We start from the raw sequence: 23,935 nt of genomic DNA, 5'->3' as shown, positions 1-23,935 counted from the left end.
CGGGAACCAGTGCTGGACGACATCCTCCGGTCGTCGCTGCTCGACCATCGGATGCCCACGATCCAGGTGGACGACAACGCCGGCCGGGTGCTCCAACTGCTCACCATGCTGCGCCGCCCGCAGCGGGTGGTCGAGGTCGGCACGCTGTTCGGTTACTCAACCGTCTTCATCGCCCGTGGTCTGCCCCAGGGCGCCCGGATGACCACCATCGAGATCGACCCGAAGGCGGCCGAACTGGCCTCGACTAACCTGGCCCGGGCCGGACTGGCCGATCGCGTCGAGGTGGTGGTCGGCGACGCCGCCGATCACCTGAGCACGATCCAGCCGGAGAGCGTCGGGATGATCTTCATCGACGCGGACAAGAAGTCCTACCCGCGCTATCTCAAGCTCTGTTTTCCCCTGTTGGAGCCGGAAGGGCTGCTCATTGCGGATGACGCCTTCGCCGGCGGCGACTTCAGCCCCGACCATCCCGGCACGGAGGAGGACGGCCAGGAGGCCGCAAGCATCCGGGCCTACGCGGCGGCGGTCGGGCGCAGTCCGCGGCTTTTCTCTTGTTTTGTGGGCACCCGCCACGGACTTCTCATCAGCTCGAAGAGGACCTGAATGTCAGCGAAGAACGCACTGATCACGGGGGCGAGTGACGGGCTCGGCGCCCACCTCGCGGCGCGGCTGGCCGAGGAGGGCTGGCGGGTCACCGGGGTGGGCCGGCGGCCACACGCCGAGTCGTCCGCCCCGAAGGGGATCGACTACGTGCGGCTCGACCTGGCCCGGCCGGACGCGGTGGAACAGCTGCTGGACCACCTCGGCGAGATGCCGGACCTGGTCGTGCAGAACGCGGTGAGCTACCCCGGCCCGGGTGACGGCACGCCGTCGCTCATTGAGATGGAGAACGTCTTCCGGGTCAACGCCCTGACCCCGTACCGGCTCGCCCTCGGGTTGCTCGACCGCAAGCCGCCGGAGCAGTTCATGTCCTGCATCGTGATCAACTCGGAGTCGATCTACCACGCCGACGACGGATCCGGCCTCTACGCGGCTAGCAAGGCGGCCCTGCGGGTGTTGAGCACGGCGCTGGCCACCCGCTGCCGGTCCCGCAAAGCCAGTGTCGCCACGCTGCTGCTGGGGCCGCTCGCGGATGCGAAGAAGACGACGCAGCTGCGCCGGATCGCCGAGCAAAAGGGCCTGAGCGAGCAGCAGGTCACCGCCTTGTTCCTACGTCGGTCCAATCCCGATCTGGTGATCGACCAACTGATCGACTTCGACTCGTGCCACCGCAGCGTCAGCTACCTGGCCGGCCTCGGGCCCGTCGCGAACGGCATGCTCTGCCGTCTCGACGGAGGGTCCGCCGGATCGCTGATATGACGATGAGGTACCGCCAGTTGGGCGGGACCGGACTGAAGGTCTCCAGCCTCTCTCTCGGGGTGGCGACCATCGGCTCCCTGTGGGGCGACCGGTGGACGATGTCCCGACCGGACGCTGACCGCCTGATCGGCGCGGCGCTGGACCGGGGGGTCAACTACTTCGACACCGCCAACGTCTACAACCAGGGCGAGAGCGAGTCCTGGCTTGGCGCGGCGCTCACCCGGCTGTCGGCACGGGACCGGGTGCTGGTGTCGACGAAGTTCGGGTACCGCACGGACCCGCGAGATCCCAACAGTGGCGGGTGTAGCCGCCGGGCGATGATGGCCTCGGTCGAGCGGTCCCTGGGACGGCTCGGCCTCGACCACGTCGACCTGCTCTACGTACACCTGTGGGACCGGGTCACACCGGCCGAGGAGACGTTGGCGGCGGCGGCCGATCTGGTCGCCGCCGGCAAGGTTCGTCACCTGGGCCTGAGCAACGTCCCGGGCTGGTACGCGGGACGGGCGGACGTACTCGCCCAGTGGCACGGCTGGCCCCGCCCGGCCGCGATCCAGCTCAACTACAACCTGCTGGTACGGGCGCTGGAGGGCGAGTTCCTGCCCTTCGTGCGCCACACCGGCACAGGGTTGGTCAGCTGGGGTCCGCTAGCCAACGGGCTGCTGACCGGCCGGTACGGGATCGACCCGGAGCGCCGGCAGGTCTCTGGAGCGGGCCGGGTGACGGCTACCTTCACCACCGGTGACGTCGACCCGTTCAGCCCGGTCGTCGCCCGGGTCCTCGATCGGCTCGCCGACCTCTCCGCCGAGACCGGGCACTCACCGGCGCAGATCGCCCTGGCCTGGGTTTTGGCGCGGTCGGAGGTCAGCACCGTGCTGCTGGGGGTCTCCTCCGCCGGTCAGCTCGCGGAGAACCTGCGGGCGGCGGAGCTGACGCTCGCCCCGGAGGTGCTCGCCGCGCTCGACGCAGCCAGTGGGGTGCCGGTCGAACACCCCTACACCTTCTACACCGACGAGTTGCAGACGCTGGTGCACGGATCCCCGCCATCCCTCTGACGAGACGTGATTGAGGTGAACACATGGTCGTGTTGAATACCGCTGAGGCGTGGTGTGCGCTGGACTTCCCGGTGGACCGGTTGGCGCTGCTCGACGACTTCGCAACGATCCAGGGCCTGACCTGGCAGGCGCAGGCGACCGCGAGCGTGGACCAGCGCATCCGGCCGCGCGCCACCCTGGACTGGGCCGTCGTGCCGCTGCGGGCACCCAACGGCGACCCGGACCGGACCGACCCGGGCCTGCCGGGAGAGGAGTACGGGCCGACACCGCTGCTGGAGCGACTGCCCGGGCTGTCCCGCCTGCTCGCCACGATACCGTGCGAGTTGGCGGCCGCCCGGCTCATGCGCCTGGCCCCAGAGGCCCAGGTCAAACCGCATGTGGACAGCTTCTTCGGGCTGCAGTACGGCAAGGTCCGGTTGCACGTCCCGCTGATCACCTCGCACACCGCGCTGATGGTCTTCGGAAAGGACGAGATACACTGGACGCCGGACCACCTGTGGTACGGCGACTTCAGTCGCCCGCACACCGTACGCAATGGCGGCCCCGACGACCGGGTGCACCTCGTGTTGGACTGCTTGTTGAGCGGCGAACTGCTGGCGCTGTTCCCGGAGGAGCACCGGACCGGCCAAATCATGATCAATCGCAGTAGGCTCACGCCGCCGCCGGCGCCGCCTCTCCCACCCGGTGAGTACCCGCTAATGGTGGCCCGCCGGGCGCTGGACTGGACCCGGTCGGACTCGCCTGAACTGGACCAACCGGTGGCCGTCACCCTGCTCGTCGGACCGGAAGGCGGGGCGCTGCGAATGCCCAGCGGAGTGCTCGCCAAGCTGCACGCGGTGGGAGACGGTCACTACCGGGTCGGGCGGATGCCGGAGGAGACCACGGTCCGGCTGGGCGCGGGCCAGGTCGACATCGTCCGCCGGGTCGGCGACTGTTCCACCGTCCATCCCTGCTCCTGGTAGTGCCGGATGTCGTACCACCCGGTGCGGCAACCGGGCGTGACCGACCGCGCGGATCAGCGGTCCTGCGACAGCGAAGTGAGGCACCCCATGACTCATGCCGATCCGGATGCGCCGGCGAACGGGCCTAAGCCGGCTTGGTGGCTGCGTCCATTGGTGGCGGCGCTCGGCGGGAGGGAGGCCACCGAGGGACTGTGGCCCTTGCTCGGGATCACCATGTTCGCCACCCTCGCCACGTCTGCCTTTTACGGCTACGTCGGGGTGTGGGCAGTGGTCGAGCTGCGGGCAACCCCCGGTGAGGTGGGCTGGCTGCTGATGCTTAACGCCGTACTGTCGATCGTGTCCGGCAACGTCGGCGGCCGGATCTCCGACCGGATCGGCCGACGCCCCGTCCTCGTCGGCAGCCTCGGCGCGCTGGCCCTGCTGATGATGGCCTGCGCCGTCGTGGGCGACCACAAGATGCTCGGTTTCGCGCTGGTCGCGGCGGCGAACACGGTGTCCACGCCGGCCTGGACGGCCCGTAACGCGGTGGTCGCCGACGTGGTCGGCCCGGAGCGCCGCGCCCAGGCATTCTCCTCGCTGCGGGTCTGTAACAACCTCGCTGTGGTCACCGGACCGGCGCTCGTGGGCCTGGTTCTGCTGGTGGCGAACTGGTCGATGGTTTTCTTGCTGCTCGGCGTGCTGGGGCTGGGCTCTGCGGTGTTCGCCCAGGCGGTTCTACCCGGGGGCATCGGGACGCCGAAGACCAGGGAGGACCACGGCGGACGGCGCTTCGGGATGCTACGAGACGTGCCGTTCCTGGCACTGCTCTTCTCTACCCTGCTGTCGTTCATGGTGTACGTGGCCTACGCAAGGGTGTTGCCGATCGCGGTGGTGTCCACGTACGACCTCGGCCAGTCCACCTGGGGTTTCCTGTCCGCGATCAATCCAATGCTGGTGGTGCTCTTCCAGGGACTCATCACCAAGCGTACCGCCGGAGTGCACGACAGTTGGCGGATCGCGGTCGGCGTGCTGCTGATGGGCGTGCCGTGGCTGCTGCTTCTCGTCAACCACAGCATCACCATGATCGCTGTGGTGATCGTGATCTTCGTGGCCGGCGAGATGCTGTGGGCGCCGGCCACGCAGGCGGCGGCCACCGACCGCGCACCGGAGCACGCGCGGGGCGCCTACCTCGGCGCGTACGGGGCCACCATGACCGTCGCCTGGGCCGTCGGCCCAATGACCTCACTGGCCCTGCTCGAACGGGAAGGGGAGGACGCGATGTGGGTATTCCTCGCCCTGACCGGCCTCGTCGCCAGCGTGGTGGGCCTGATCGCCGTACGCAACGGCCGGCGCGAGGCGGACGGATCCGCCCCCGCCCATGAACCGGCCACCGTGGCCGCGAACTGACCAGGAGGTAGCGCTGTCATGACCCTGCTTCTCGTGGACTCACCCGGTGGGCCGCAACCCGACGAGATCGTGCGGGCACTGGGCCCCACCGGGGCGGTCCGGGTGCTCATGCTGCGCAGCGGTGGGGCGGCCCGCCGAGACAAGCTCGGCGCGCTCGGCACGGTGGAGACCTTCGCCCGGCCAGACCAGGCCGTCGAGGCGGGCCTGGCGCTGGCGAGTCGGGTGCCGATCCGGGGCGTGGTGGCCTTCAGCGAAACGATGGCCTTCCACGCCGGGCTTCTGGCGAACCTGCTGGGCGTGTCGGCGAACCCGCCGGCCGCGCTGATCGCGGTGCGCCGCAAGGACGTCCAACGTGCCCAGTTGGCGGCGGCCGGGATGCCGACGCCGGATTGGCGGCTGGTGGCCGGCGAGCAGGACCTGGCGGCCTGTGCGGACCTCCGTTTCCCGGTCGTCCTCAAGCCCGCGGTCGGGGTGAGTAGCTTCTGCGTGGCCCGCGTGACCGACCCGGCCGGGCTGGCCGGGTCGTACGCCGACGCCGGGCGCCGCTACCAGGCCAACCCATGGTCGAATGGCGCCGACCGCCTCTTCCTGGTGGAGGAAGAGATCGTGGGCTCCCGGTGGCACGCGGACGCGCGCTTCGGGCACCAGGTCAGCGTCGAGTCGATCCTGCACGAGGGGACCGTGCACCACCTGGGGGTCACCGACAAAACGCCGATCGTCCCGCCGTTCCGCGAGGAGGGGCACCTGACTCCGAGCGCCCTCGACCCGGGCGAGCTCGACCGGGTCAGGAGCACGGCGGAACAGGCGGTCCGTGCCCTCGGGCTGACCACCGGGGCGGTGCATACCGAACTGATACTCACCGCCGACGGGGCCGTGGTCCTAGAGGTGAACGGCCGGCTGGCTGGCTGCATGTACGGGTTGATGAAGTTCTCCCGGGAGTACGACATCGCGCGGGCCATCGCGCAGGTCGCCTGCGGTCAGGCGCCGGATCTGCCGGGTGTGCCGCTGCGATTCGCCGCCTTCGTCCGGCCGCAGCCCCCGACCGGCCGGCACTGGGTGGCCGCAGTCGACCAGGACGCGCTCGACGAGGCGCTGAAGCTGGCCGACTGGGGCATGCTCGACAAGCCGGTCGGCAGCGAGCTCGACTCCGACGACGGCTCAATCAGCAACCTCGCCCGGTACGTGACCACGGCGCCGAACTCCGCCGCGCTGTTCGAAAACATTGACCGGGTAAACAGCGCAATCCACGACGCATTGACGATCGAGCCCACCGACTGATATTTCGCGCCCGTCCCAAGCACATTTCCAGCGCGTCGTCGACGCCTTGCCGCAGCCTCTGACAAATGGTTGCGGCGCGGCGGAGCGACCGGGTAAGTCAATTCCCAACGGACACCGAAATGCGGCCCAACCGGCCCGGATTCCGGTGCCCGGCACGGGCCGGAGAACCCGAACCCCATGCCCGCCCCCTCCACCACGACGGGGCGGGCATTCGGTGCCGGTCGCAGCTCAGACGCTCACGCCGGGCAGCCGCTTCAACTGCAGCGACTGCACCAGCCCGACCATGTCATCGTCGGAGATCCGGGTTAGCAGATCTGCGGTCGCCTGCCGAATCTCCGCCACCGCCGCAGTCCGCTCATCCGGGGACAGGTACGCGTGCAGCGCGGTGATCGGCTCGTGCCCGATCTCCCGCTCCTTGATTGCGTGGCTGAGGAAGGGCACCACCGCCGAATAGAGCGAGACGGCTGGGCACACCAGGGAGAGGCTGAGCGAGGCCGCCTCCGAGATGCCGTGGTGGAGCCAAAACAGTGGGATGTAGAGCAGGTCACCGGGCTCTACGACGAACCGGACCCCCTCACCTTCGGGGAGTTCGTGCCCGCCGACGTCCGGCAGGTTCAACATCCGTCGGGCGATGACCTGCTGCTCGATGTTGGTGGGCGAGGCCAGGGTCCACTCCTTCACGCCGCCCTGTTGCAGCACGAAGTTGTCGCTGTGGTCGAAGTGCGCGCCAATCCCGCTCGACGAGTAGGTCCGCACGCTGTCAAACCAGGCCCGGGGCGACGCGAACTGCTTGCTGAACCCAGCCGCCCGCCGGGTCAGGTCCGGGTCACAGGCGGACACGTTCTCAATGAACGTCACCTCGCCCGCCTGCTCCTTGATCGACGCGCCCTTGGCCGCAGCGATTCGGTGGGCGTTGTCGAAATCCTCGTCTGTCCACCGGCGACCGAGGAAGCCTTCGGCACCACCACGGACGAAGAGCGGCTTTCTGCGCCAGTACTCGGCGAAAAACCTCTCCGGTTCGTAGGTGTTCTCCACAAAATTCGATACGGAATTCACTCGGCCTCCCCGTCTAGCTGTCACGTGCTCTGTACGCATAGCTTGAATCGTTGTCATCGAATCTATGGATCGATTCGGAATCGCCCGGTCAGGAGACCCGACCCAGCGCGTGGAGCATGTACTTTTCGCGGTCGTACGGGCTGGCGCCCGGATGCCGCCGCACCGGCACCGGCCCGACGAGCGGGCGATACCCGTCGAACTCGATCAACAGCGTCCCCTCCCCTCTGGTCACCTCCGGAACGCGTTGCGCCAACGTGTGCACCCGGCCGGCCGGGATGACGCCACCCAGCACCGCCGTCCGCGCGCTCCGAACCCGGTGCTCGTCGGGAATCGCCTGCACCGCGTTCAGCGTCGCCAGCAGCACGCTGACCGTGTCCTCCGGCACCTCCAGGCTGAAGCGGTGCACCGGCTCGTACACGCGGGTACCGGCCCGCTTCAGCGCGTCGGCCACCACGAGCGGGGTGGCGCTGCGGAAGTCACCGGCTGCGCTGATCGGGCTGGCGTAACCCGTACGGGTCAGTGTGATGGCGCAGTCGATCACCGACCAGCCGTACAGTCCGTAGCGCAGCGTCTGGAGGACCGTCTCCTCAATCGCCTTGTGGAACGCGAGGGGCAGGCTGCCCAGCTCCACGGCCAATCGGAACGTGGTGCCTGAGCCGGGTGCGGACGGCTCTAGCCGCAGGCCCACCGTCGCCCAGAAAAAGTTCGGCCCGTCGAGACTGATTTCCTCCAGCGCCTCTCCTCCGCCCACCAGCCGTTCCACGTACAACGGTTGGGACGAGGCGAACTCCACCTCGATGCCGAACTCCTCAGCCAGGGTGGCCGCGAGGACCTCCTTCTGCACTTCTCCGTAGAGATCCACCGAGAGGGTCCCCTCCAGCGCGTCTCGCCGTACGTTGATTACGGGATCTTGCTCGGAGAGTCGCTGGAGGGCAGCGAACAGCACGGCGCGCTGCCCGGGGTGACGCGCCGAGACGACGGCCTCCATGCTGGGCGGCGCGAAGAGGGGATCCGTCGCCAGCCCGTCGGCACTGCCCAGCTGGTCCCCGATCCGCGCCTCGGGCAGCCCAGAGACCTTCGCGATCGCGCCGGGCAGCGCGACCGCCTCGTGCGCCTCGGCGCCCCGATCGAAGACCCGCACCGCGGACAGCCGCCCACCGAACTCGTGGATGCCGCCGCCCCGCTCGCGTCGGAAGATCCGCACCCGTTCCCGAGCGCGGATGCTGCCGGCGAAGGTCCGGACGTATGCGATGTTCTCCCCGGCCCGGCCCCGCTCCAGTTTGAACACCGTGGCCTTCAGTGGGGCGGCCGGCCCAGCCGCCGGCTTCGCAGCCATGGCGCCGAGGGCGTCCGTCAGCTGATCGATGCCCTCTCCCGTGATAGCCGAGCCGAAGTGCACCGGGTACACCAGGCCGGCCCGCACCTGGCGACTCAACTGTCCGGCGTAGTCCTGCGTGGACAACTGGACGTCGTCGTCGAGGTAGGCGTTGAGGAACGACTCATCATGAGCGCCAAGCACCTCGGCCAACTCCTCTGCGAAGGCCGGATCCGTCAGGTCACGGGGACGGCTGCGCGCCGCGCGGGTGCCGATCGCGGCCACCGTCGAGACCGCGACGCAGTCCGCCGTTAGATGCTCCCGGATCGAGTCAACCAGGTCCGCGTCCCGGGCCCCCATCCGATCGATTTTGTTGACGAAGATCAGTGCCGGGATCCGCATCCGCACCAGCAACCGCATGAGCACGCGGGTGCGGGCCTGCACCCCCTCTACGGCGGAGATCACCAGCACGGCGGCGTCCAGCATGCGGAGCGCGCGCTCGACCTCGGCCACGAAGTCGGAGTGGCCCGGCGTGTCGATGAGGTTGACGTGGACGTCGTTGACCCGAAACGACACGACGGCGGACTTGATCGTGATTCCTCGCCGCCGTTCCAGCTCGTGAGAATCGGTCTGGGTGTCGCCCCGATCGACACTTCCGATCTTGGCGATAAGGCCGGCATTGAAGAGCAGGCGTTCGGTCAGGCTCGTTTTTCCGGCATCAACATGAGCGAGAATTCCAACATTCAAAAAATTCATACCGCGTATAGACCCCTAGCGCCTCGAACAATGCGACGGTTCCTTTGAGGTTTTCGGTTTGCCCGCGCATTCCAGACTCCTTTTCGCGCATCTGACGGCGATCTGCTCGACCCTAGCATCGGGGTGCCCAAAAGCGCCTGCCGTCAGACACCGGGGCTTTCACACCAGGGAAGGCAACGCTGACCCCCAAACCGGCGGGCGACACCTCACCAGTTCCAGCCGAGCGCGGCGGCGGTCCGGTCAGGATGTGCCGCGCGTTGATCCTGGCCGAACCCGGTCGCGCACTGGGTCATCGGTACGTCGGGTCGAGTAGACCCTCCATGTGCTGCAGGAACGCCGCCAACGCGTCATGGTCCGCAACGCTGCCGCGACAGGTGTAGACGCGTTCGTGGAATCCGCGCCGCCAATCCAGCGGCGATCCAGGGGGCACGACGACGTCCAAGCGCTCCACTTCCGGCATCTTGCGCACGTCGTCGAGACCGGCGGCATGGTTGAAAATGCGTGCGCCCACCGGAGCGAGGCCGAAATAATGGAACACGACCTTTTCCGCAGACTGGCTCGCCACCTTCGGCTCATGACCCAACGAGAGCCGTACAGCCAGGTCGACCAAGCTGATGCCGTAACCTCGCCGGAACAGGTCCACGATGTTGCCGCCCGCGCGTCCGTTCACCTCGATGATCTGAGGTCCGTTCCCGGTCAACATGATCTCGGTGTGGCATACGGAATCCCCTGCGCCAAGTGCGGTGAGCGCCCGAGTAGTCAGATCGTAGACCGCCTCCTCATCGACGCTCTTGGGCAGTGGCGGGACGAATCCGCCTCGCTCGCGAAACGGAGGGCTGAGGGCGAACTTGCCGGTGATTCCGAGATGCTTCACCCGTCCTCCGCTGACCATCGACTCCACGGAGACGTATCCGCCCCAAGGCTCCTCGATGGGTGCAGGCACCAGGCGCGTCTCGAGAACGTACCCATCATCGGGATCGCTGGTCCGGCCGCCGAACAGGTCGTTGACAAGATGCCGCAGTTCTTCGGCCGACTCGATAAGGTAGGTGTTCGTGCCGCCGACACCGCGGTTCGGTTTGAGTACGCACGGCAACGGCACCTCCTCGAGGGCCTGTGCTGCGGAGAGCCGATCCGTGATCAGGGCGGTGGCGGCGTGCCCTACACCATTTTTGTTCAACGCCGTACGCTGCAGGAATTTGCGGGTGATGGTGGCGGCGGCCAGCGGCGTGTGGAACGGCAGCCCGAGTTCATGGGCCAACCGCGCGGTCGTGTCCATCTGGAAGTCGCTAAATGTGGTAATGCCGTCCGGGCGGTGGGCCGCCACGTCGTCGGCGTCGCATACGTCCGCGATATCGGTCAACATTCCGGCGACCTTGCGGCCGTATGCGGTGTTGGGAAGCACGAAAATCGGCTCGGCTATGCCTTTGAGGTCCGTCAGAATGTCGAGGGGGACTGCCGCGCCGAGGTCGTAGACGACGGCCACGCGTGGCAGGCGGCCACTCATGCCCAGTCCCTGAGGGCGTACCTCACCGCAACCATACCCGCGACCCCCCAGATTAACATCGAGCGACTCAATCGATCACCCGAACGCCCAGCGACTTACCGCGAACAGGCCCTACGCCACAGCTCTTCAGATCCGTCCCTCTGCTCAGGACACCTCACTTTGGCAGGCATACACCCGCGTGTCAACGACGTCCGTCAAACTTGACGCCCCGGAGCGCCCGTGTAAAAGTCAAGAGTGCCTGGAGTGTTGGCGGCACGACATATGAGCGCCTCAGCGTTGGCGCCAGACACACTGCAAGCGTTCTCGAGGAGAGCTGCACTATGAATTGCCTTAGGCACCAATCGACTAGGTCCTCTTGCGATATGGATAGGCCGTTGCAGTTGTCGAAAGCGACAGTGCCGGGATGCGGTAAGGTAACCGCCTTGCACCGGCCAGGCCACGATCGCAAATGACGCAACTCGTCCCCGACGGCCACCGCAGAGCAGCGGGCGCCAAACGGATGGAAGGGGCAGCCCTAGTCGCTGCGGGCGAATTACAAGAGCTGTGGCCGAGGGCGAGGGGATCGGGCAAGTCAGCAACGCCATGGCGGGGATGCGGCGGTTCGAGCCGACGGAACTGGTCACATCCATGGCGGACCTCGTTCCATGCCCCGGCTTGATGAGGTACGGATGGCCGCCGAGGATACTTTGCGCGCAGGGACAGCGCCGTTCGACCCCGACGGCCGGCCCAACCCCGGCAACTGTTGCTCCGCGAAGGTTGAGCGACGTTTCCTGGCCACGAGCACTACTGCGAGCAGGACGCCTTGGATCGCATGGCTCTCCGGCTTCACGCCCAGACGGGCAGTGTCGGTGTATCGGGGAAGTTGGAGGTGAATGCAGGTCTTGGCTGAACATTGTTCCGCACGAATTGCCAGTTCCCCGGCTGCCGATGCAGTGCATCGACGTCCCCGTACCATCTTGTCTGGCGTGAAGTCAGACTCACACACGTGGAACCTGGTCTATCTGGAACTAGTCCTCCGCGAGCGCGGCCACGACGTGGTGAATCTGGGCCCCTGTGTGCCGGTGTCGCTGCTGGTCGACGAAGCTGTGGCGGTGCGACCGGATCTGGTTGTGTTCAGCACGGTTAACGGCCACGGTTTGTGCGACGGGATGGAGGCCATCCAGGCATTGCGTGCCAGGCCGACGCTGACGGAGGTGCCGGTCGTTATTGGCGGCAAGTTGGACGTTGCCGGTACAACCGGATCCGCGCTCAGCGCCCCACTGCTGGCGGCGGGATTCACCGCAGTTTTCAACGATGACCAGACGCTGGACGCCTTTCATGCGTTCCTCGATACCGTATGCGTGAAACGTGACTGAGGCTTCGATACTACGAAACCCGGACGGCCGCGACAGTGATCGATCGGCAGCGGGATCTTTTGGAGCGTTCGTTGCCGATGCCAGGGACGCCGGTCAACTGGTCGTGCAGCCGCGAATGGGTTTTCAGGATCCATGGCGCATGAGGCGGGGACTACTCGCCACCAAAGCGGCCCGTTGCGTCACCGTAGGCACCATAACAATTGACAGCTACACGCGCGTCGGTGATCTGGCCGCAGCTCGGGAGGCCGTCCTGTCCAACCGTGACTTGAATGGCTATCCTATCGTTGTGCATCCCGAACGCACCACCCATGCGGTGCTGGACGGCGTGTCTGATCAGACGTTTCCGGTGCAGGTGCGTCACGGTTCGGCAGAGCCGCAGAGGATCGTGGCCGCCATGTTGCGCTGCGGGCTGACCGCGACAGAAGGCGGCCCCGTGTCGTACTGCCTGCCTTACAGCAGGATCCCGATTCGTCAGTCCGTGCGCAACTGGTCGAGGGCATGTCGGATGCTAGTCGAGGCGGCAGAGAAAGCCAACAGTGTTCACAACGCACGGCCACATCTGGAGACATTCGGCGGGTGCATGCTCGGCCAACTGTGTCCGCCCGAACTTTTGGTGGCGATAAGTGTACTGGAGGGAATGTTTTTCCGACAGCATGGCCTGCGGAGCATCTCGCTCAGCTATGCGCAGCAGACCCACAGCGATCAGGACGACGAGGCAGTGCGAGCACTGCGCCGACTGGCTGCAGAGCTTCTCCCACAGGTGGATTGGCACATCGTCATCTATACCTACATGGGCATGTTCCCTCGTACCTCCGTGGGGGCCGGCAAGTTGCTCGACAACGCAGCCCGCCTCGCGGTGCGTACGCGTTCTGAACGGCTCATCGTCAAGACCCGCTCAGAAGCGCACCGTATTCCAACTGTCGAAGAGAATGTTGATGCGCTCGAACGCGCGGCGGCAGTGGCGGCCATTGAACCGCGCATCGGCCGAGCAAAAGCGGTTTGGGGAGACACGGCGTGCACACAGGTCGAGACTGGCATCTACGACTGCGCCCGCAGACTGATCGAAGCCGTATGCGGGCTCGATGACGACCTCGGCCGTGCTCTCGTACGCGCGTTCCAACTTGGCATCCTGGATGTACCTTTCTGCCTGCACCCAGACAACGCCCGCCGCAGTCGCAGCTACCTTGACGCGGACGGGCGCCTGCAGTGGAGCGACGTCGGCGCTATGCCGATCCCGATCGACCGGAATGCCCGTGCTGAATACGACCTCACCTCATCCGATCTGCTGGCTGCCCTCTCGTACGTCCAACGCACCTTCGATCGATGACCTGAGCTGCAGCCTACGCATCAACTCGCACATCGACAGTGATGACAGCACAGGCATCCGCAGCATGGTCATCTTCTGCTTCGACCTCACCGTCAGCGTGCTCGCCCACCGCGCCCGCCGCGCGCCAGACTTCCTAGTGCACGACAGCTACCTGTTCGACGGCGTCGATGACCGCCAACTCGCCGCAGCCCTAGGTGTTCTGTCCATGGACGTTGGTGACGTGTTCGGGATCTTGAAAGGGTGAGGACCTCCCGAGTAGGTGTGGAGCTACCAGACAGCCGCACCTGACCCGAGGAGGTCCTCGTGCCCCACCGTAATGCCCCGTTGTCGGAGACTGGCAGGCTGCGTCTGGCCCGCTGTGTGGTGGACGATGGTTGGCCGCTGCGCCGGGCGGCGCAGCGGTTGCAGGTCAGTCCGACCACGGCGAAGCGGTGGGCCGACCGGTACCGGATCGAGGGTGTCGCGGGGATGATCGACCGGTCCAGCCGGCCGCGTCGGTCACCTCGGCGGACACCGGCGCCGGTGGAGCGCAAGGTGCTGCACCTGCGGGCCAAGCGCCGGTGGGGGCCGGCGCGGATCGGTGGCCGGCTCGGGCTGGCGGCGTCGACGTGTCATGCGGTGCTGCGCCGGGCCGGGGTGGCCCGCCTGGCGCACCTGGACCGAGCCACCGGCCGGCCAGTGCGCCGTTACGAGCACGCTGCTCCCGGGGACCTGGTCCACGTCGACATCAAGAAGCTGGGCAACATCCCCGACGGAGGCGGTGTCGGCGACGCGTGAAATCGGACCCCGGATCGGCGGGTGAATCTGGACCCCTCTTCGAGGATCGGAGGGGCGTTGAGCATGGAGGACTGGGCGGAGATCCGTCGTCTTCATCGGGCTGAGGGGATGCCGATCAAGGCGATCGCCCTTCGGCTGCGTTGCGCTGCGTCGTTGGCAGAACCTGGGTGTAGATGTCGGCGGTGAGGCGGATGTTCGCGTGGCCGAGCTGGTCCTGGATGGTCTTCATGTCCGCGCCTGCAGCGTGCGCGAGCGTGGCGGCGCCGTGTCGTAGGTCGTGCAGTCGGATTGGTGGTAGCCCGGCCCGGTCGACCAGGAGACGGAAGCGTTGGGTGAGGTAGCCGGGGTGTAGCGGTAGCCCGTCGGGGCTGATGAACACGTATCCGCTGTCGTGGCACACCTTGCCCGCGCCGACACGTCTGCCGCGGCGTTCACGCTGCCGGGCGCGGTGTTGCCGCAGAACCTGCACGGTGTGCGTGTCGAGCGCGACGGTGCGGCGGCTGGCCGCCGTCTTCGGCGGACCTTCGTGCACGTCGTATCCGGCCGTGGTCCGCTGCCGAACCACCGATAGCTGTCCGTCGTGCAGGTCGATGTCGACCCACCGCAGCCCGGCCGCTTCGCCTCGTCGCAGTCCGCGGAGGGCGACAAGCCACCACAGCGCGTACAGGCTGTCGCCGCGGACGTAGTCGAGGAAGCTGGCCAGCTGCGCGGGCGTCCACACGGCGACCACAGGTCGCTCGCCAGTGGCTCTCCACTCCGAGACCCGAGCCTCGGTCCACACCAGTGCCTGGGGTCGATCCCGGGCGGGCAACTCCACCCGCCGCGCGGGGTTGTCATTCATCAGCCCGTCTCAAATCGCGCCGGTGAGGGCTGCCCGCAGGGTGGTGTGAATGTGCTGCAAAGTGCAGGCCGTCTGCGGCTGACCGGAGCGGTTGTGGGTGACAGCGATCTGCGCGAAGGCGGTGTTGAGTTGACGGGCTGTCAAGTCACCGAGGATCAGGTGTCCGATATGGGGAATCAGAAAGTTTTCGATATCACGTGTGTAGTGCATCTTCGTGGTGGGTCGAATCCGCGCCTTTGTCGTCAGCCAATACCGCAGCCATCGCGCGACGGTCCATGACTGGCCGGCCTGTTCCTCTCGCGACAGTGCCAATAGCTCATCGCGTGCCCGACGGGCTGCCTTCTCGGAGGGGTACCCACCTTTGCGTATGCGTTCGACTTGACCCAACAGATTCCTGGTTGAGCACTGGAAGTACCAGCTGCCGTGATCGGGCTGCGACAGTTTAATGCAGGCGTTTCCTAGTCGGCGGGTGGTCGTCGAGTTCACGCAACCGCACCGCTTGAATATTCCGCCGTGGTCCATCATTCATTCATCCCTTCGGCTTGATGCTGTACCGATCCTGGCAGAGGCGATTGGATGCATATTTCATTTTGGGCAACTCCGGAGGCGCGCGCCGAATAGTCTCGGTAATGAAAATTCCTCTGCCGGGAGAACGTCAGGTCCCGGGACTCTGCTGCTAACGGAACATGGACCCACCTACTTGCCGAGAGAGTCGGCAAATCGGCTCGTCCCGAAGAGGTGGTAGGTCGTTCGATCCAATTCTGCGACCGTGCGGCCTCTTCCATCCCAGCGCTCTGGGCGCCACTGGTCGCAGAGCTGACTTGGGGATTGTTCGAGTAATGTGATGAATGGATTTCGTATTGGAATGCCCTGGCTAGAGGTGTATTCAGGATCGAGGGATCAAGGCTTGCATATCATTTGTAATGGCTTCGGCCGGTGATGCGTGAATTGCGCACGAGGTCGCCCCCATGCCCCGACGGACGATATTCCTCTCGCGCAGTTGCTGCTGTAGCGTTCCGGCTATGACGATCACCCCGTCGCGTCAGCGCAACGCTGTCTCCGAAGGCATGGCCCTCGGCCTGATCATGTGCGACCGCTTCACGCTGTCGTGGGACAAGGTCGCCATCGACCTGTCCTTCGAGGGCGCTTGGCGGTCGTGGCAGTACCGGCACCGCTTCTCCCAGGTCGACACCGACATCCGCCACGGCAGCGACGGCGTCCGGGTGATGACTCGTGCCGACGAGCGCAAGCACACCTTCAGCTTCTATTGGGACACCAGCGGACGCGACATTGCCATCTACCCGCGAAACGTCTGGTCGGACGGGGAGGTCGACGTCGACCAAGCGGCGGAGTGGATCGATGGTGGCGTCCCGGCCGAAGGCTGGCAGGAGTTGGCTACGGACTTCCTTCGACGCTTCAAGAAGTGACCATCGGGTCGGTGCACTCGCATTTGTCAGCCTGTGGTGATCGAATGACTCCATGACTGCGGATGTTCGGCGTGCTGTTCTCCAGCGCCTCGGCAGCGGAGGTGCCTCGCGATTCGGTCGCCCGTACCTCGTGGGCACCATCCATCAGGAAACCGGCTGCTCCGAGGCGGAGGTCTGGGAAGCGCTGTGGGGTCTCGTCGGCGACGGCCTGGTCTACCTAGACACCGCCGGCCAGGGCTCAGGCACTGACAACTGGCAGTGGCACCTCTCGGCTGATGGGCAGCGAGTCGCCAACGGCGGCAGCTGGGAGCCTCGTGATCCGGATGGCTACCTGGATCGGATCCGCCGCGAGATCCCGGACCTCGACGACCTCATCGAGCTCTACCTCACTGAGGCACTGCTGTCCTTCAACGGGCGGTGCTACCTCGCCGCTTCCGTCATGCTCGGCGTCGCCGCCGAGTGCGCCTTCCTGGTCATGGCCCAGTCCTACGCCGCCTCCTCCACGGCTGGCGCACCGGCCATGGCCAAGGAACTCGCTAAGCCACGCAGCAACTACTTTGCGCTCTGGACGGAGTTCCGAAAGCGTATCGAGCCGGTTCGGCAGGATCTGCCGGTCGGGTCCGCTGACGCTCTCACACTCGACGCCATCGCTGACCTGATTCGCTTGACCCGCAACGAGGTGGGTCATCCGACCGGGCGGCAGATAGACGAGGGCACGGCGCGGGTCCACCTGACGATCGCCCCGATATACCTGCGCAAGATGCAGCAGCTCGCCGACCACTTCGCTGTTCCGTCTGCCGGAGCTGAGGCATGACACAGCTTCCGATCCCGGTCCACGTCGGGTCTGAGCCACTCGACCACTGGGACGACATTGAGGCCAGGCAGCGCCAGTTCAGTGAGGAAGCAGCACCGTGGCTGCAGGAGCAGCGTCGCCCAACGATTGCCAGTGCGACTCTTGATTGGTTGGTCCTTGGCTTTGAACCCCGATGGGTGGGGTTCGACACCGCCGACTGTGCGGTGGCCTTGCAGCCGAGCGTCTACTCCGGGCAGGGCGCCGACGAGTTCAACCGCTTCCGGCAGGGGGCCGAGAGCCGGGGAGAAACCGCCCTGGTGATCAGCCCGATCGGTGACCTCGAACAAAAGCCGCGCGGTGCCCTCTTCCAACATGATGACTCAGTCTCTATCGGCCAGAGCTACACGAGCGTCAGCAGTCGGCCGATCGGCAAGGGTGCGCGGGTGCGGGCTGCCGAGGATCTCGGTGACGCCGACCGCCAGCTCGCACTACGGATGTTGAACTGCAACCCGGCACCTCGGTGGCGCAGTCTGTCGCTCAGCGGGCTTGAGTCGTACAACGGGCGAGTCCGGCATCCCGCCGAAGGCGCTCTGGTGCCGATCTTGGAGACCGAACTCGGTGAGCCGGTCGTGGCGGCATGGATCTCGCCTGATGGTGTCGAGCGGCGTTACGTCGTGCCCGTTGAGACGCCGTGGCCACTTCTCCTGCAGTGGTTGCGCGAGCAGGCGCTGCCGGAGTTCGTCCCAGGCGCGATGCGCCGGGCGAGGCGTCAGCTCGCGACCGATCAGACCCTTATGACCCGCCGTGAACGTGATGTGCGAACGGCGCTGGCCGAACTTGAGGCGGACTACTTCACTCGTCGGCACGCGCTGGAGCGCGATCTCGAGGAAGCCCAAACTGGGGCATCGACGGTCCGCGAGGGGCTGCTTTACGGCACCGGCAAGCAGCTCGTCGATGCCGTCCGCGCGGTACTGGAGTCGACCGGGGTCGATGTCGTCGATCTCGACGAAGAGCTCGGCGGCACCATGAATGCTGATCTGCTCTGCACCTACGCCGGGCGCGCGCGGCTGGTCGAGGTGAAGGGATTCAGTGGCAGCGCTCCGGAGCGTGCCTACCAGGATCTCGTTCGTCACCTTCGAGAGTGGGAGAAGCTACCAGGTGTTACTCCAGTGGTGGGCGGCGCGCTGATCCTGAGTTACCAGATCCGAATCGCCCCGCAGGAACGGAGTCGGCGGCCATACGGCCGCCCGGAGTTCCTGGCCGCTCAGGCCGAACCGGTGATAACGACGCTAGATCTCTTCGATGCGTGGCGTGAGGAGGGCGCCGAGGACATTCATAGACTGTTGTTCGGTCCTGCAACGGAGGAGCTGACTCAGCCTCTGACCGGTGACGCGCAGCCGATGCTGGCTGCGGGGCATGGCGGGCCAGAAGTTGGCCGGCGTCGTTGGTTTCGGCGAGGTTGAGGACGGCTTGGTGCGTCCCCCTTGGTAAGATTTTGTGCGATATTGCATAGATGGCAGCATAACATCTGCAGAGCGGTGCCGGAGGTCTGTCGGCGATCACGTATTACTCGATCGCCCACAGGTTTTCCCGGCTATCAGGGCAACCTCGAGTTCGACCAAACGGCGTTGGTGGAGCGACTCGGCGTGTCCCGCGCGACCGTTAACCGTTAGGAGGGTGACGACGGCTGCACCCAGCCTGTGGAGGCCAAGTTGGCACGGATCCTGGCACTGAGCGAGGCAGGCCCGTCAATGCGGCTCTGCCGCTCAGGCTGAACGGAGACTCGGGGTTGTTGGAGACGTGTCCCAGCGGAGGTCGTTAGGCCATGTCCGTAGCAACTGCCCGTAAATGACGAATGCGATCAGTCATTGGCGATGGCTGCTCCGCCGCTTTGCCGCCGGCTATGAGGTTGAGTGTTGGGCGGTCGGTGACAGCACCAAGTAGTTGTCGGATCCGCTCCACCGGCCAGCGCAGTTCCTGCGCCAGCGCGGAGATGGTCAGCCCATGCTCGGCGGCCAGTTCGAAGGCCCTTCTTAGGAGTGTCGGCTGTTCACCGGGGAAGCCGTCGATAGGTTCCAGGGCTGGTTTGGACTGGTTGAGGCGTCGATAGGCGCGTGCCGCAGTAGTGTCCGTGTAGAGGCCTACTTCTCGGCAGCGGTAAATGAGGCTCTGGATCGACGTACCCCATGTGCGCTGGAGCTCAGCAAACGCCGCGAAGTTCACCCTTACGGGCAGGAGAGGGCTGATGCTGTCGCGCGGAGTGAGGAATTCTGCGGCGAAGGCGTCGGCGTCCCGTTCATGCCTGGAGTCACCGGGAAGGGCGTCGGCATGGAGTACGAGGTGGGCGAGTTCGTGCGCGGCGGTGAAGCGCTGCCGGTATACATCCTGGGATCGATCGCGACTGATGACAATGAACGGCCGTGGTAGCCGGGAGGTCGAGAAAGCATCCACGGTACGGAAGTCGCCGTCGGCTGGCGCATGAACGACGACGATGCCGTGGACCTCAAGAGTGCGCACGAGGTGCGGAATGGGCGCGGTGCCGAGATTCCAGTGCTGGCGAAGAGCTCGGGCGGCTTGAACTGGCTCGGTGGGAAGGCCTGCGCCGGGATGAATCTCGCCGCCGGCGAACCCGGGAAGGTCTACGTGGGGCAGGAAGACGCGCCGTTCGAGGGCGTAGATGAGTTCCCAGATCTGCTCGGTGAAGGAGACGGCCTTGGCGCGCTGGTAGGAGCGTGTCTCACGGAGATGGCGGAAGTGCGCTGCCGAGGAGTCCAGGCGGGCGTAAGGGCGCCCGACCTGGAAGAAGCCGATGGGGTAGCCGAGGTGTTCGGCGAGGGCGATCAGAATCTCGGGTCGTGGTCGCGTCCCTGATTCGTATTGGCCGATGGCCGCGGCGCTGACCCCGACTCGGTCGGAGAGTTCCTTCTTGGTTAGCCCGGCGAGCTGGCGAGCTTGTGTCAGGCGTGCCGAGTCGAACTGCCTGGCGACAGCACTGGCTGACCCCGAGGGCGACTCCACGGGAAGGCCGCCGGCAGAGAACAGATCATCGGGCTCGTCAGTTCTGGGCATCGCTTCGCTGTTGGTGGTCGCTATGGTCGGCTACGGAGCTTACGATGGCCTGCTCAGCGGCGGTACGGGCGCGCAGTGTCGGGCTGGCGAGCTCCGCTTGGTCGAATCGCGGCGATGCGGTCGAGGCCGACGGCTGGGTTACCAGGCGAAGTCCTGGGATCGGTTCTGCGGACGGAACGAGGAGGGGTTGTGCGGATACCCAGCTCGCTGTGCCTGTCTGGCTCACGCTGATCTGGCCCCATCCGATGTTGAGCAGCCCGTGCCGCTCGTGCGCGGCGTAGTAGATGATCACGATACCGTCTGGCTCCAGCCCTCGCAGGAGGTCGGTGGCGTGGTCGTCCGACTCGGACTCCATACCTTCGAAGGCCGGCTGTTCATGATCGGGTTTGGGACCGAAGAGCCGCGCCAGCTCCAGGGTCGTCTTGTTGATCTTCTTTAGAGCGCGAGGGCTGTCGTAGGCGGTCGCGAGGTCCTTCGCGTACTCCACCGGCAGCACGGCGACGTTGTTGATGACGACGATGCGGTAGCTCTTGCCGAGCGGGCGCACCGTCTGGGCGCCGGGGACCTCACCGAGGTGGTTGACCAGTTCCTCGTACCGCGCCGGCCAGCCTCCGCCGAAGGCGTGGCGCGACGCTAGGCGGACCGCGTGGTGGCCGTCCATCTGCCGTCCGACGGCGGCCTGAATGGCCGACGGGATGGCCTCCATCAGCGTGGCTGCCACGTCGCGGCCGAACAGGGACGCCGCCCACGCTGCCGGCCGGATCTTCTTCGACACGACTCTCCCCTCATGCTTTACCTGCGTGCAGAAGGCTAGCATCTGCGCTTTAGTTTTGAGCGTGATGGCGTCACTTTGGTGACGTTGAGTGTGTTCCCGCAGATCACGCCGCCTTCTTCAGCAAGGGCTCGCCGAGCTGGAAGCCCTGCTGTCGCTGATGCGCGACAGCGGCATGCGGCTCGCCGACGACGTCGAAGCCGCGTTGGACCGAACTCCCTCCTGGCAGGCAACACCCAAAGGGCCGATCGGCCGAGCGGTCTTCGGATTCGCCGTCACCGGCGACCCGGAGAGCCGCTCCGACCGGCAGTTTACCGCAGAGATCCTCTCCAGCGACCCGCACGCCTACACCGCAGACCTCGGAATCACCACGGCTCCCGCGCTCACAGGCGCGCCCAGAGTCATCGTCGGACTCTCCGCGACCGCCTATCTACCCGGTTCCCCCACCAGCCACGTCCCCCGACCGGGTTCGAGGCGGCTCTGTCGGCACTGCGGAACATGGTGGAGCGGAAGTTTTGCTCGAAGTGATGTTCATGCTTGACACGGTCGGGCAGATGGGCTGAGCTCATACCGGCACGAAGCTCGACTGGAGGGTGGCGTAACGGTGCAGGGCGACCATGGCTCGGTTCTTTCGCTATTTACGGGGGCAGGCGGTCTGGATCTGGGCTTGGAGTATGCCGGATTCGAGACAAAAGCCTGTATCGAGATCGACCCCTTCTGCGCTGACACGCTGCGGGAAAATCGGCCTTCCTGGAAGCAGTTGGACAGCGGCGACGTGACCGTCGCCGCCCGCACCGTCACGCCGAAGCATCTTGGCATGAAAGTCGGGGAACTAGATCTAGTTGCCGGCGGGCCGCCGTGTCAGCCGTTCTCGATGGCTGCTCAGTGGGCGAGCAGCGGGCGCAGGGGCATGGACGACGACCGGGCGCAGACCGTGGTTGCGATGCTGGACCTGGTGGAGGCCTTTCTGCCCAAGGCTTTGTTCATCGAGAACGTTGCCGGATTCCTGCGCGGGAAGATCTCGGCTTCGCCGTTCATTAGCGATCGCCTTGCTGCGATCAATAACAAGCACGGCACCGCATACGACCTACATGCGAAAATCGTCGACGCGGCCGATTACGGGGTGCCACAACGACGCAACCGAGTAATCGGCATCGCAACCCGGGACGGGCGGGCGATGGAGATGCCATCCCCAACCCACGCCGACGCGCCGGTACGAGCCTGGGATGCGATCGGTGACCTGGCTGAGACGGACGTTCCGCCAATCCAGGGCACCTGGGCCGAGCTGTTGGCCTCAATTCCGGAGGGCGGAAACTACCAGTACCTGACGGCCCGCGGTGGCGGTGAGGAGCTGTTCGGATACCGCACACGATACTGGTCATTCTTACTGAAGCTGGCGAAGGACCAGCCCGCATGGACTCTGTCAGCCAGCCCTGGACCGTCAACCGGACCTTTCCACTGGGATAACCGGCCGCTGACTGTCCGCGAGTGCCTCCGGCTGCAGACCTTCCCCGACGAGTGGCATCTGGTTGGCCCTCACCGGCAGCGCATCAAGCAAGCCGGGAATGCCACGCCCCCGTTGCTTGCCGAGGTGGTCGGCCGGGCATTGCTGGCACATCTACGTGGTGCGTCGCCGCAGGGGCCGGAACAGGGAAAACCTCAGCTGTTGCGGGAACGGCAAGAGGAGCGAGTGCCGGCAGCTGTTCCGCCGGCGCCGGTGCCCGAGCGCTTTCGGCCGTTGGTAGGCAGCAAAAAGGCTCACCCGGGCGCCGGTAAGGGCCCATCACCGCGGGAGGCGGCATCTAGCTTGTCGCGAGGAGGTTCCACCAGAGAGTGATCCGCTTTCTGCCCTTCGCCGTTGCCGGATCCGCATCAGCGAGACTCGTTAGTGAAGCGCACTTTGAAACGGTAGGGCGAGCGGAAGCGCAAGGGTGCGGGTCACCATGACGGAGCAACGCATTGGGTCGTCGGGTGCACGGCAGTCGGTAGGCGCGCAGGAGGCGGAACCATGGCCAGGATTTTTATTCTAACGACTTCGTGCACGGATGCGAATTCTTGAACATCGATAATCGCTGTGGTTGATAGTCGCTTCATCGGCGGTGGGGTGCGGCTGGTAGGGCCTTGGGTGGTCGTGTGTTGGTGGTCGGATAGCAGGCCGGCGATGGCGCGGACGGTGGCGTCGAAGTGTTCGCGTCGGCCGTGGAAGCGGGCCAGGATCCGCCAGTTCTTCAAGTGTCCGATGACATGTTCCACGCGGATGCGCTGCGACGAGTGCCGTTTGCGGGCTGCGTCGTGCGCGGCGATGACGCTCGGCGGCAGTGACTTTTGGTGTTTGCGTGGTTTGGGTTTCGGTGTGATCACCACGCCGGCGGTGTCGGTACCGAGTCCTTGATAGCCGGCGTCGGCGAGGACCTGGACCCCGAGCGGCGCGTGGAGCAGGAGGTCGACAAGGCCGGCGGTCCGCGCCTGGGTGAGGTCGTGCATCGAGCCCGGGCCGAGTCTCGCCGCAGAACAACAGCCGACCAGCCGGATCGCAGATCACCAGGGCCTTCATCGTGTTCAGCCGGGCCTTGCCGGATACGAACCGGTCCCTACCCGCCCGGCCTCGACCGGTCGGCGGACCCGCACCTCGGTGGCGTCCATCAAGGGCCGCGGGTGGTGACCCAGGTACGCCACCACCCGCGAGAGTGCGCAGCCCTGACTCCGTCGTGTACCCGGCAACCCCGCTCGGTTAGCAGCGGCCGCACCTCGGCGACGCTGCGGGTGACCGTCGAGCGGTGCACCCCGAACCAGGCTGCTACCACGTCATGGGTCAACCCGTGCCGCAGGTGCACCAGCGTGGCCAGCAGGCGGCCGGGTGAACCCGAACTGGTGCTTTGCGCGAGCGCCGACGCGGCGACGACGCG

The 23,935-nt window shown here is 66.1% G+C and carries 22 protein-coding genes and 2 pseudogenes; 15 read left to right on the top strand and 9 right to left on the bottom strand.

Going from position 1 to position 23,935, the window contains the following annotated elements; all coding sequences use genetic code 11:
• Positions 1-9: 9 nt before the first annotated feature.
• Genes ACN27A_RS20695 through ACN27A_RS20670 form a run of 6 tightly spaced genes read left to right on the top strand, consistent with a single transcriptional unit; the run spans position 10 to position 6,037 of the window.
• Positions 10-603, top strand: coding sequence for an O-methyltransferase (locus ACN27A_RS20695; RefSeq protein ID WP_421455947.1), 594 nt, complete (start codon positions 10-12; stop codon positions 601-603).
• Positions 604-1,359, top strand: coding sequence for an SDR family NAD(P)-dependent oxidoreductase (locus ACN27A_RS20690; RefSeq protein ID WP_421455944.1), 756 nt, complete (start codon positions 604-606; stop codon positions 1,357-1,359).
• On the top strand, positions 1,356-2,411 hold the full coding sequence (locus tag ACN27A_RS20685) for an aldo/keto reductase (RefSeq protein WP_421455942.1): 1,056 nt from the start codon (positions 1,356-1,358) through the stop codon (positions 2,409-2,411). Before ACN27A_RS20690 ends, ACN27A_RS20685 begins: the two co-directional genes overlap by 4 nt.
• 23 nt (positions 2,412-2,434) lie before the next feature.
• Positions 2,435-3,373, top strand: coding sequence for an aspartyl/asparaginyl beta-hydroxylase domain-containing protein (locus ACN27A_RS20680; RefSeq protein WP_421455939.1), 939 nt, complete (start codon positions 2,435-2,437; stop codon positions 3,371-3,373).
• 6 nt (positions 3,374-3,379) lie between these two features.
• Positions 3,380-4,759, top strand: a complete 1,380-nt coding sequence (locus ACN27A_RS20675; RefSeq protein ID WP_421455936.1) for an MFS transporter — start codon at positions 3,380-3,382, stop codon at positions 4,757-4,759.
• 18 nt (positions 4,760-4,777) lie between these two features.
• Positions 4,778-6,037, top strand: coding sequence for an ATP-grasp domain-containing protein (locus ACN27A_RS20670; RefSeq protein ID WP_421455933.1), 1,260 nt, complete (start codon positions 4,778-4,780; stop codon positions 6,035-6,037).
• Between the two features lie 228 nt (positions 6,038-6,265).
• Here the strand turns inward: ACN27A_RS20670 and ACN27A_RS20665 are convergent, their stop codons facing one another.
• From ACN27A_RS20665 to ACN27A_RS20655, 3 genes are all read right to left on the bottom strand, one after another.
• A complete protein-coding gene (locus tag ACN27A_RS20665; protein WP_421455930.1) occupies positions 6,266-7,093 on the bottom strand; it encodes a JmjC domain-containing protein in 828 nt (275 codons plus the stop codon).
• Between the two features lie 88 nt (positions 7,094-7,181).
• Positions 7,182-9,164: a GTP-binding protein gene (locus ACN27A_RS20660; RefSeq protein WP_421455928.1), complete on the bottom strand. Its 1,983-nt coding sequence runs from the start codon at positions 9,162-9,164 to the stop codon at positions 7,182-7,184.
• Between the two features lie 289 nt (positions 9,165-9,453).
• Entirely contained in the window at positions 9,454-10,668 is a 1,215-nt protein-coding gene (locus ACN27A_RS20655; RefSeq protein WP_421455926.1) for an ATP-grasp domain-containing protein, read from the bottom strand.
• A 932-nt stretch (positions 10,669-11,600) separates the two neighbouring features.
• Between ACN27A_RS20655 and ACN27A_RS20650 the strand changes: the two genes are divergently transcribed.
• The 5 genes and pseudogenes from ACN27A_RS20650 to ACN27A_RS20630 all read left to right on the top strand — a co-directional run.
• Positions 11,601-12,023, top strand: a complete 423-nt coding sequence (locus ACN27A_RS20650) for a cobalamin B12-binding domain-containing protein (RefSeq protein WP_421458544.1) — start codon at positions 11,601-11,603, stop codon at positions 12,021-12,023.
• Between the two features lie 7 nt (positions 12,024-12,030).
• A complete protein-coding gene (locus ACN27A_RS20645) occupies positions 12,031-13,350 on the top strand; it encodes a methylaspartate mutase (RefSeq protein WP_421458543.1) in 1,320 nt (439 codons plus the stop codon).
• A complete protein-coding gene (locus ACN27A_RS20640) occupies positions 13,271-13,594 on the top strand; it encodes a DUF2326 domain-containing protein (RefSeq protein ID WP_421455923.1) in 324 nt (107 codons plus the stop codon). The genes ACN27A_RS20645 and ACN27A_RS20640 overlap by 80 nt, the downstream gene beginning before the upstream one ends.
• Before the next feature lie 59 nt (positions 13,595-13,653).
• Positions 13,654-14,112 (top strand): annotated as a pseudogene (locus ACN27A_RS20635) (leucine zipper domain-containing protein); the annotation flags it as partial.
• 78 nt (positions 14,113-14,190) lie between these two features.
• Positions 14,191-14,256, top strand: a pseudogene (locus ACN27A_RS20630) (hypothetical protein); the annotation flags it as partial.
• Here ACN27A_RS20630 and ACN27A_RS20625 read toward each other — a convergent pair.
• Positions 14,243-14,968 (bottom strand): site-specific integrase, encoded by a 726-nt coding sequence (locus ACN27A_RS20625; protein ID WP_421455920.1) that lies wholly within the window; start codon positions 14,966-14,968, stop codon positions 14,243-14,245. The pseudogene ACN27A_RS20630 and the gene ACN27A_RS20625 overlap by 14 nt on opposite strands.
• A 9-nt stretch (positions 14,969-14,977) precedes the next feature.
• On the bottom strand, positions 14,978-15,454 hold the full coding sequence (locus tag ACN27A_RS20620) for a hypothetical protein (protein ID WP_421455918.1): 477 nt from the start codon (positions 15,452-15,454) through the stop codon (positions 14,978-14,980).
• Positions 15,455-15,990: 536 nt separating this feature from the next.
• Between ACN27A_RS20620 and ACN27A_RS20615 the strand changes: the two genes are divergently transcribed.
• Genes ACN27A_RS20615 through ACN27A_RS20605 form a run of 3 tightly spaced genes read left to right on the top strand, consistent with a single transcriptional unit; the run spans position 15,991 to position 18,651 of the window.
• The gene (locus ACN27A_RS20615; protein ID WP_421455915.1) at positions 15,991-16,395 is read left to right on the top strand and encodes a hypothetical protein; all 405 of its coding nucleotides are present in this window, start codon (positions 15,991-15,993) and stop codon (positions 16,393-16,395) included.
• Positions 16,396-16,447: 52 nt separating this feature from the next.
• Positions 16,448-17,209 carry a hypothetical protein gene (locus tag ACN27A_RS20610; RefSeq protein ID WP_421455913.1) on the top strand — a complete coding sequence of 254 codons (762 nt, stop codon included), beginning with the start codon at positions 16,448-16,450 and terminating at the stop codon, positions 17,207-17,209.
• Positions 17,206-18,651: a hypothetical protein gene (locus tag ACN27A_RS20605; RefSeq protein WP_421455910.1), complete on the top strand. Its 1,446-nt coding sequence runs from the start codon at positions 17,206-17,208 to the stop codon at positions 18,649-18,651. The genes ACN27A_RS20610 and ACN27A_RS20605 overlap by 4 nt, the downstream gene beginning before the upstream one ends.
• Positions 18,652-19,006: 355 nt before the next feature.
• Here ACN27A_RS20605 and ACN27A_RS20600 read toward each other — a convergent pair whose 3' ends face one another.
• Positions 19,007-20,257: an XRE family transcriptional regulator gene (locus tag ACN27A_RS20600; protein WP_421455907.1), complete on the bottom strand. Its 1,251-nt coding sequence runs from the start codon at positions 20,255-20,257 to the stop codon at positions 19,007-19,009.
• A complete protein-coding gene (locus ACN27A_RS20595) occupies positions 20,244-21,032 on the bottom strand; it encodes a hypothetical protein (RefSeq protein ID WP_421455905.1) in 789 nt (262 codons plus the stop codon). Before ACN27A_RS20595 ends, ACN27A_RS20600 begins: the two co-directional genes overlap by 14 nt.
• A 601-nt stretch (positions 21,033-21,633) precedes the next feature.
• Here ACN27A_RS20595 and ACN27A_RS20590 point away from each other — a divergent pair.
• Complete coding sequence (locus ACN27A_RS20590; RefSeq protein WP_421455902.1) at positions 21,634-22,866, top strand: DNA cytosine methyltransferase; 1,233 nt, start codon at positions 21,634-21,636, stop codon at positions 22,864-22,866.
• A gap of 101 nt (positions 22,867-22,967) precedes the next feature.
• On the opposite strand, the gene ACN27A_RS20585 is transcribed toward ACN27A_RS20590, so the two are convergent.
• Entirely contained in the window at positions 22,968-23,555 is a 588-nt protein-coding gene (locus tag ACN27A_RS20585) for a transposase family protein (RefSeq protein WP_421458542.1), read from the bottom strand.
• Between the two features lie 116 nt (positions 23,556-23,671).
• Entirely contained in the window at positions 23,672-23,833 is a 162-nt protein-coding gene (locus ACN27A_RS20580) for a hypothetical protein (RefSeq protein ID WP_421458541.1), read from the bottom strand.
• Positions 23,834-23,935: the final 102 nt, after the last annotated feature.

This window comes from Micromonospora sp. WMMD737, assembly GCF_049179055.1.
Taxonomy (GTDB): domain Bacteria; phylum Actinomycetota; class Actinomycetes; order Mycobacteriales; family Micromonosporaceae; genus Micromonospora; species Micromonospora reichwaldensis.
The sequence above is the reverse complement of the archived record's forward strand: the minus strand, read 5'-3'. Positions and strand labels throughout refer to the sequence as shown.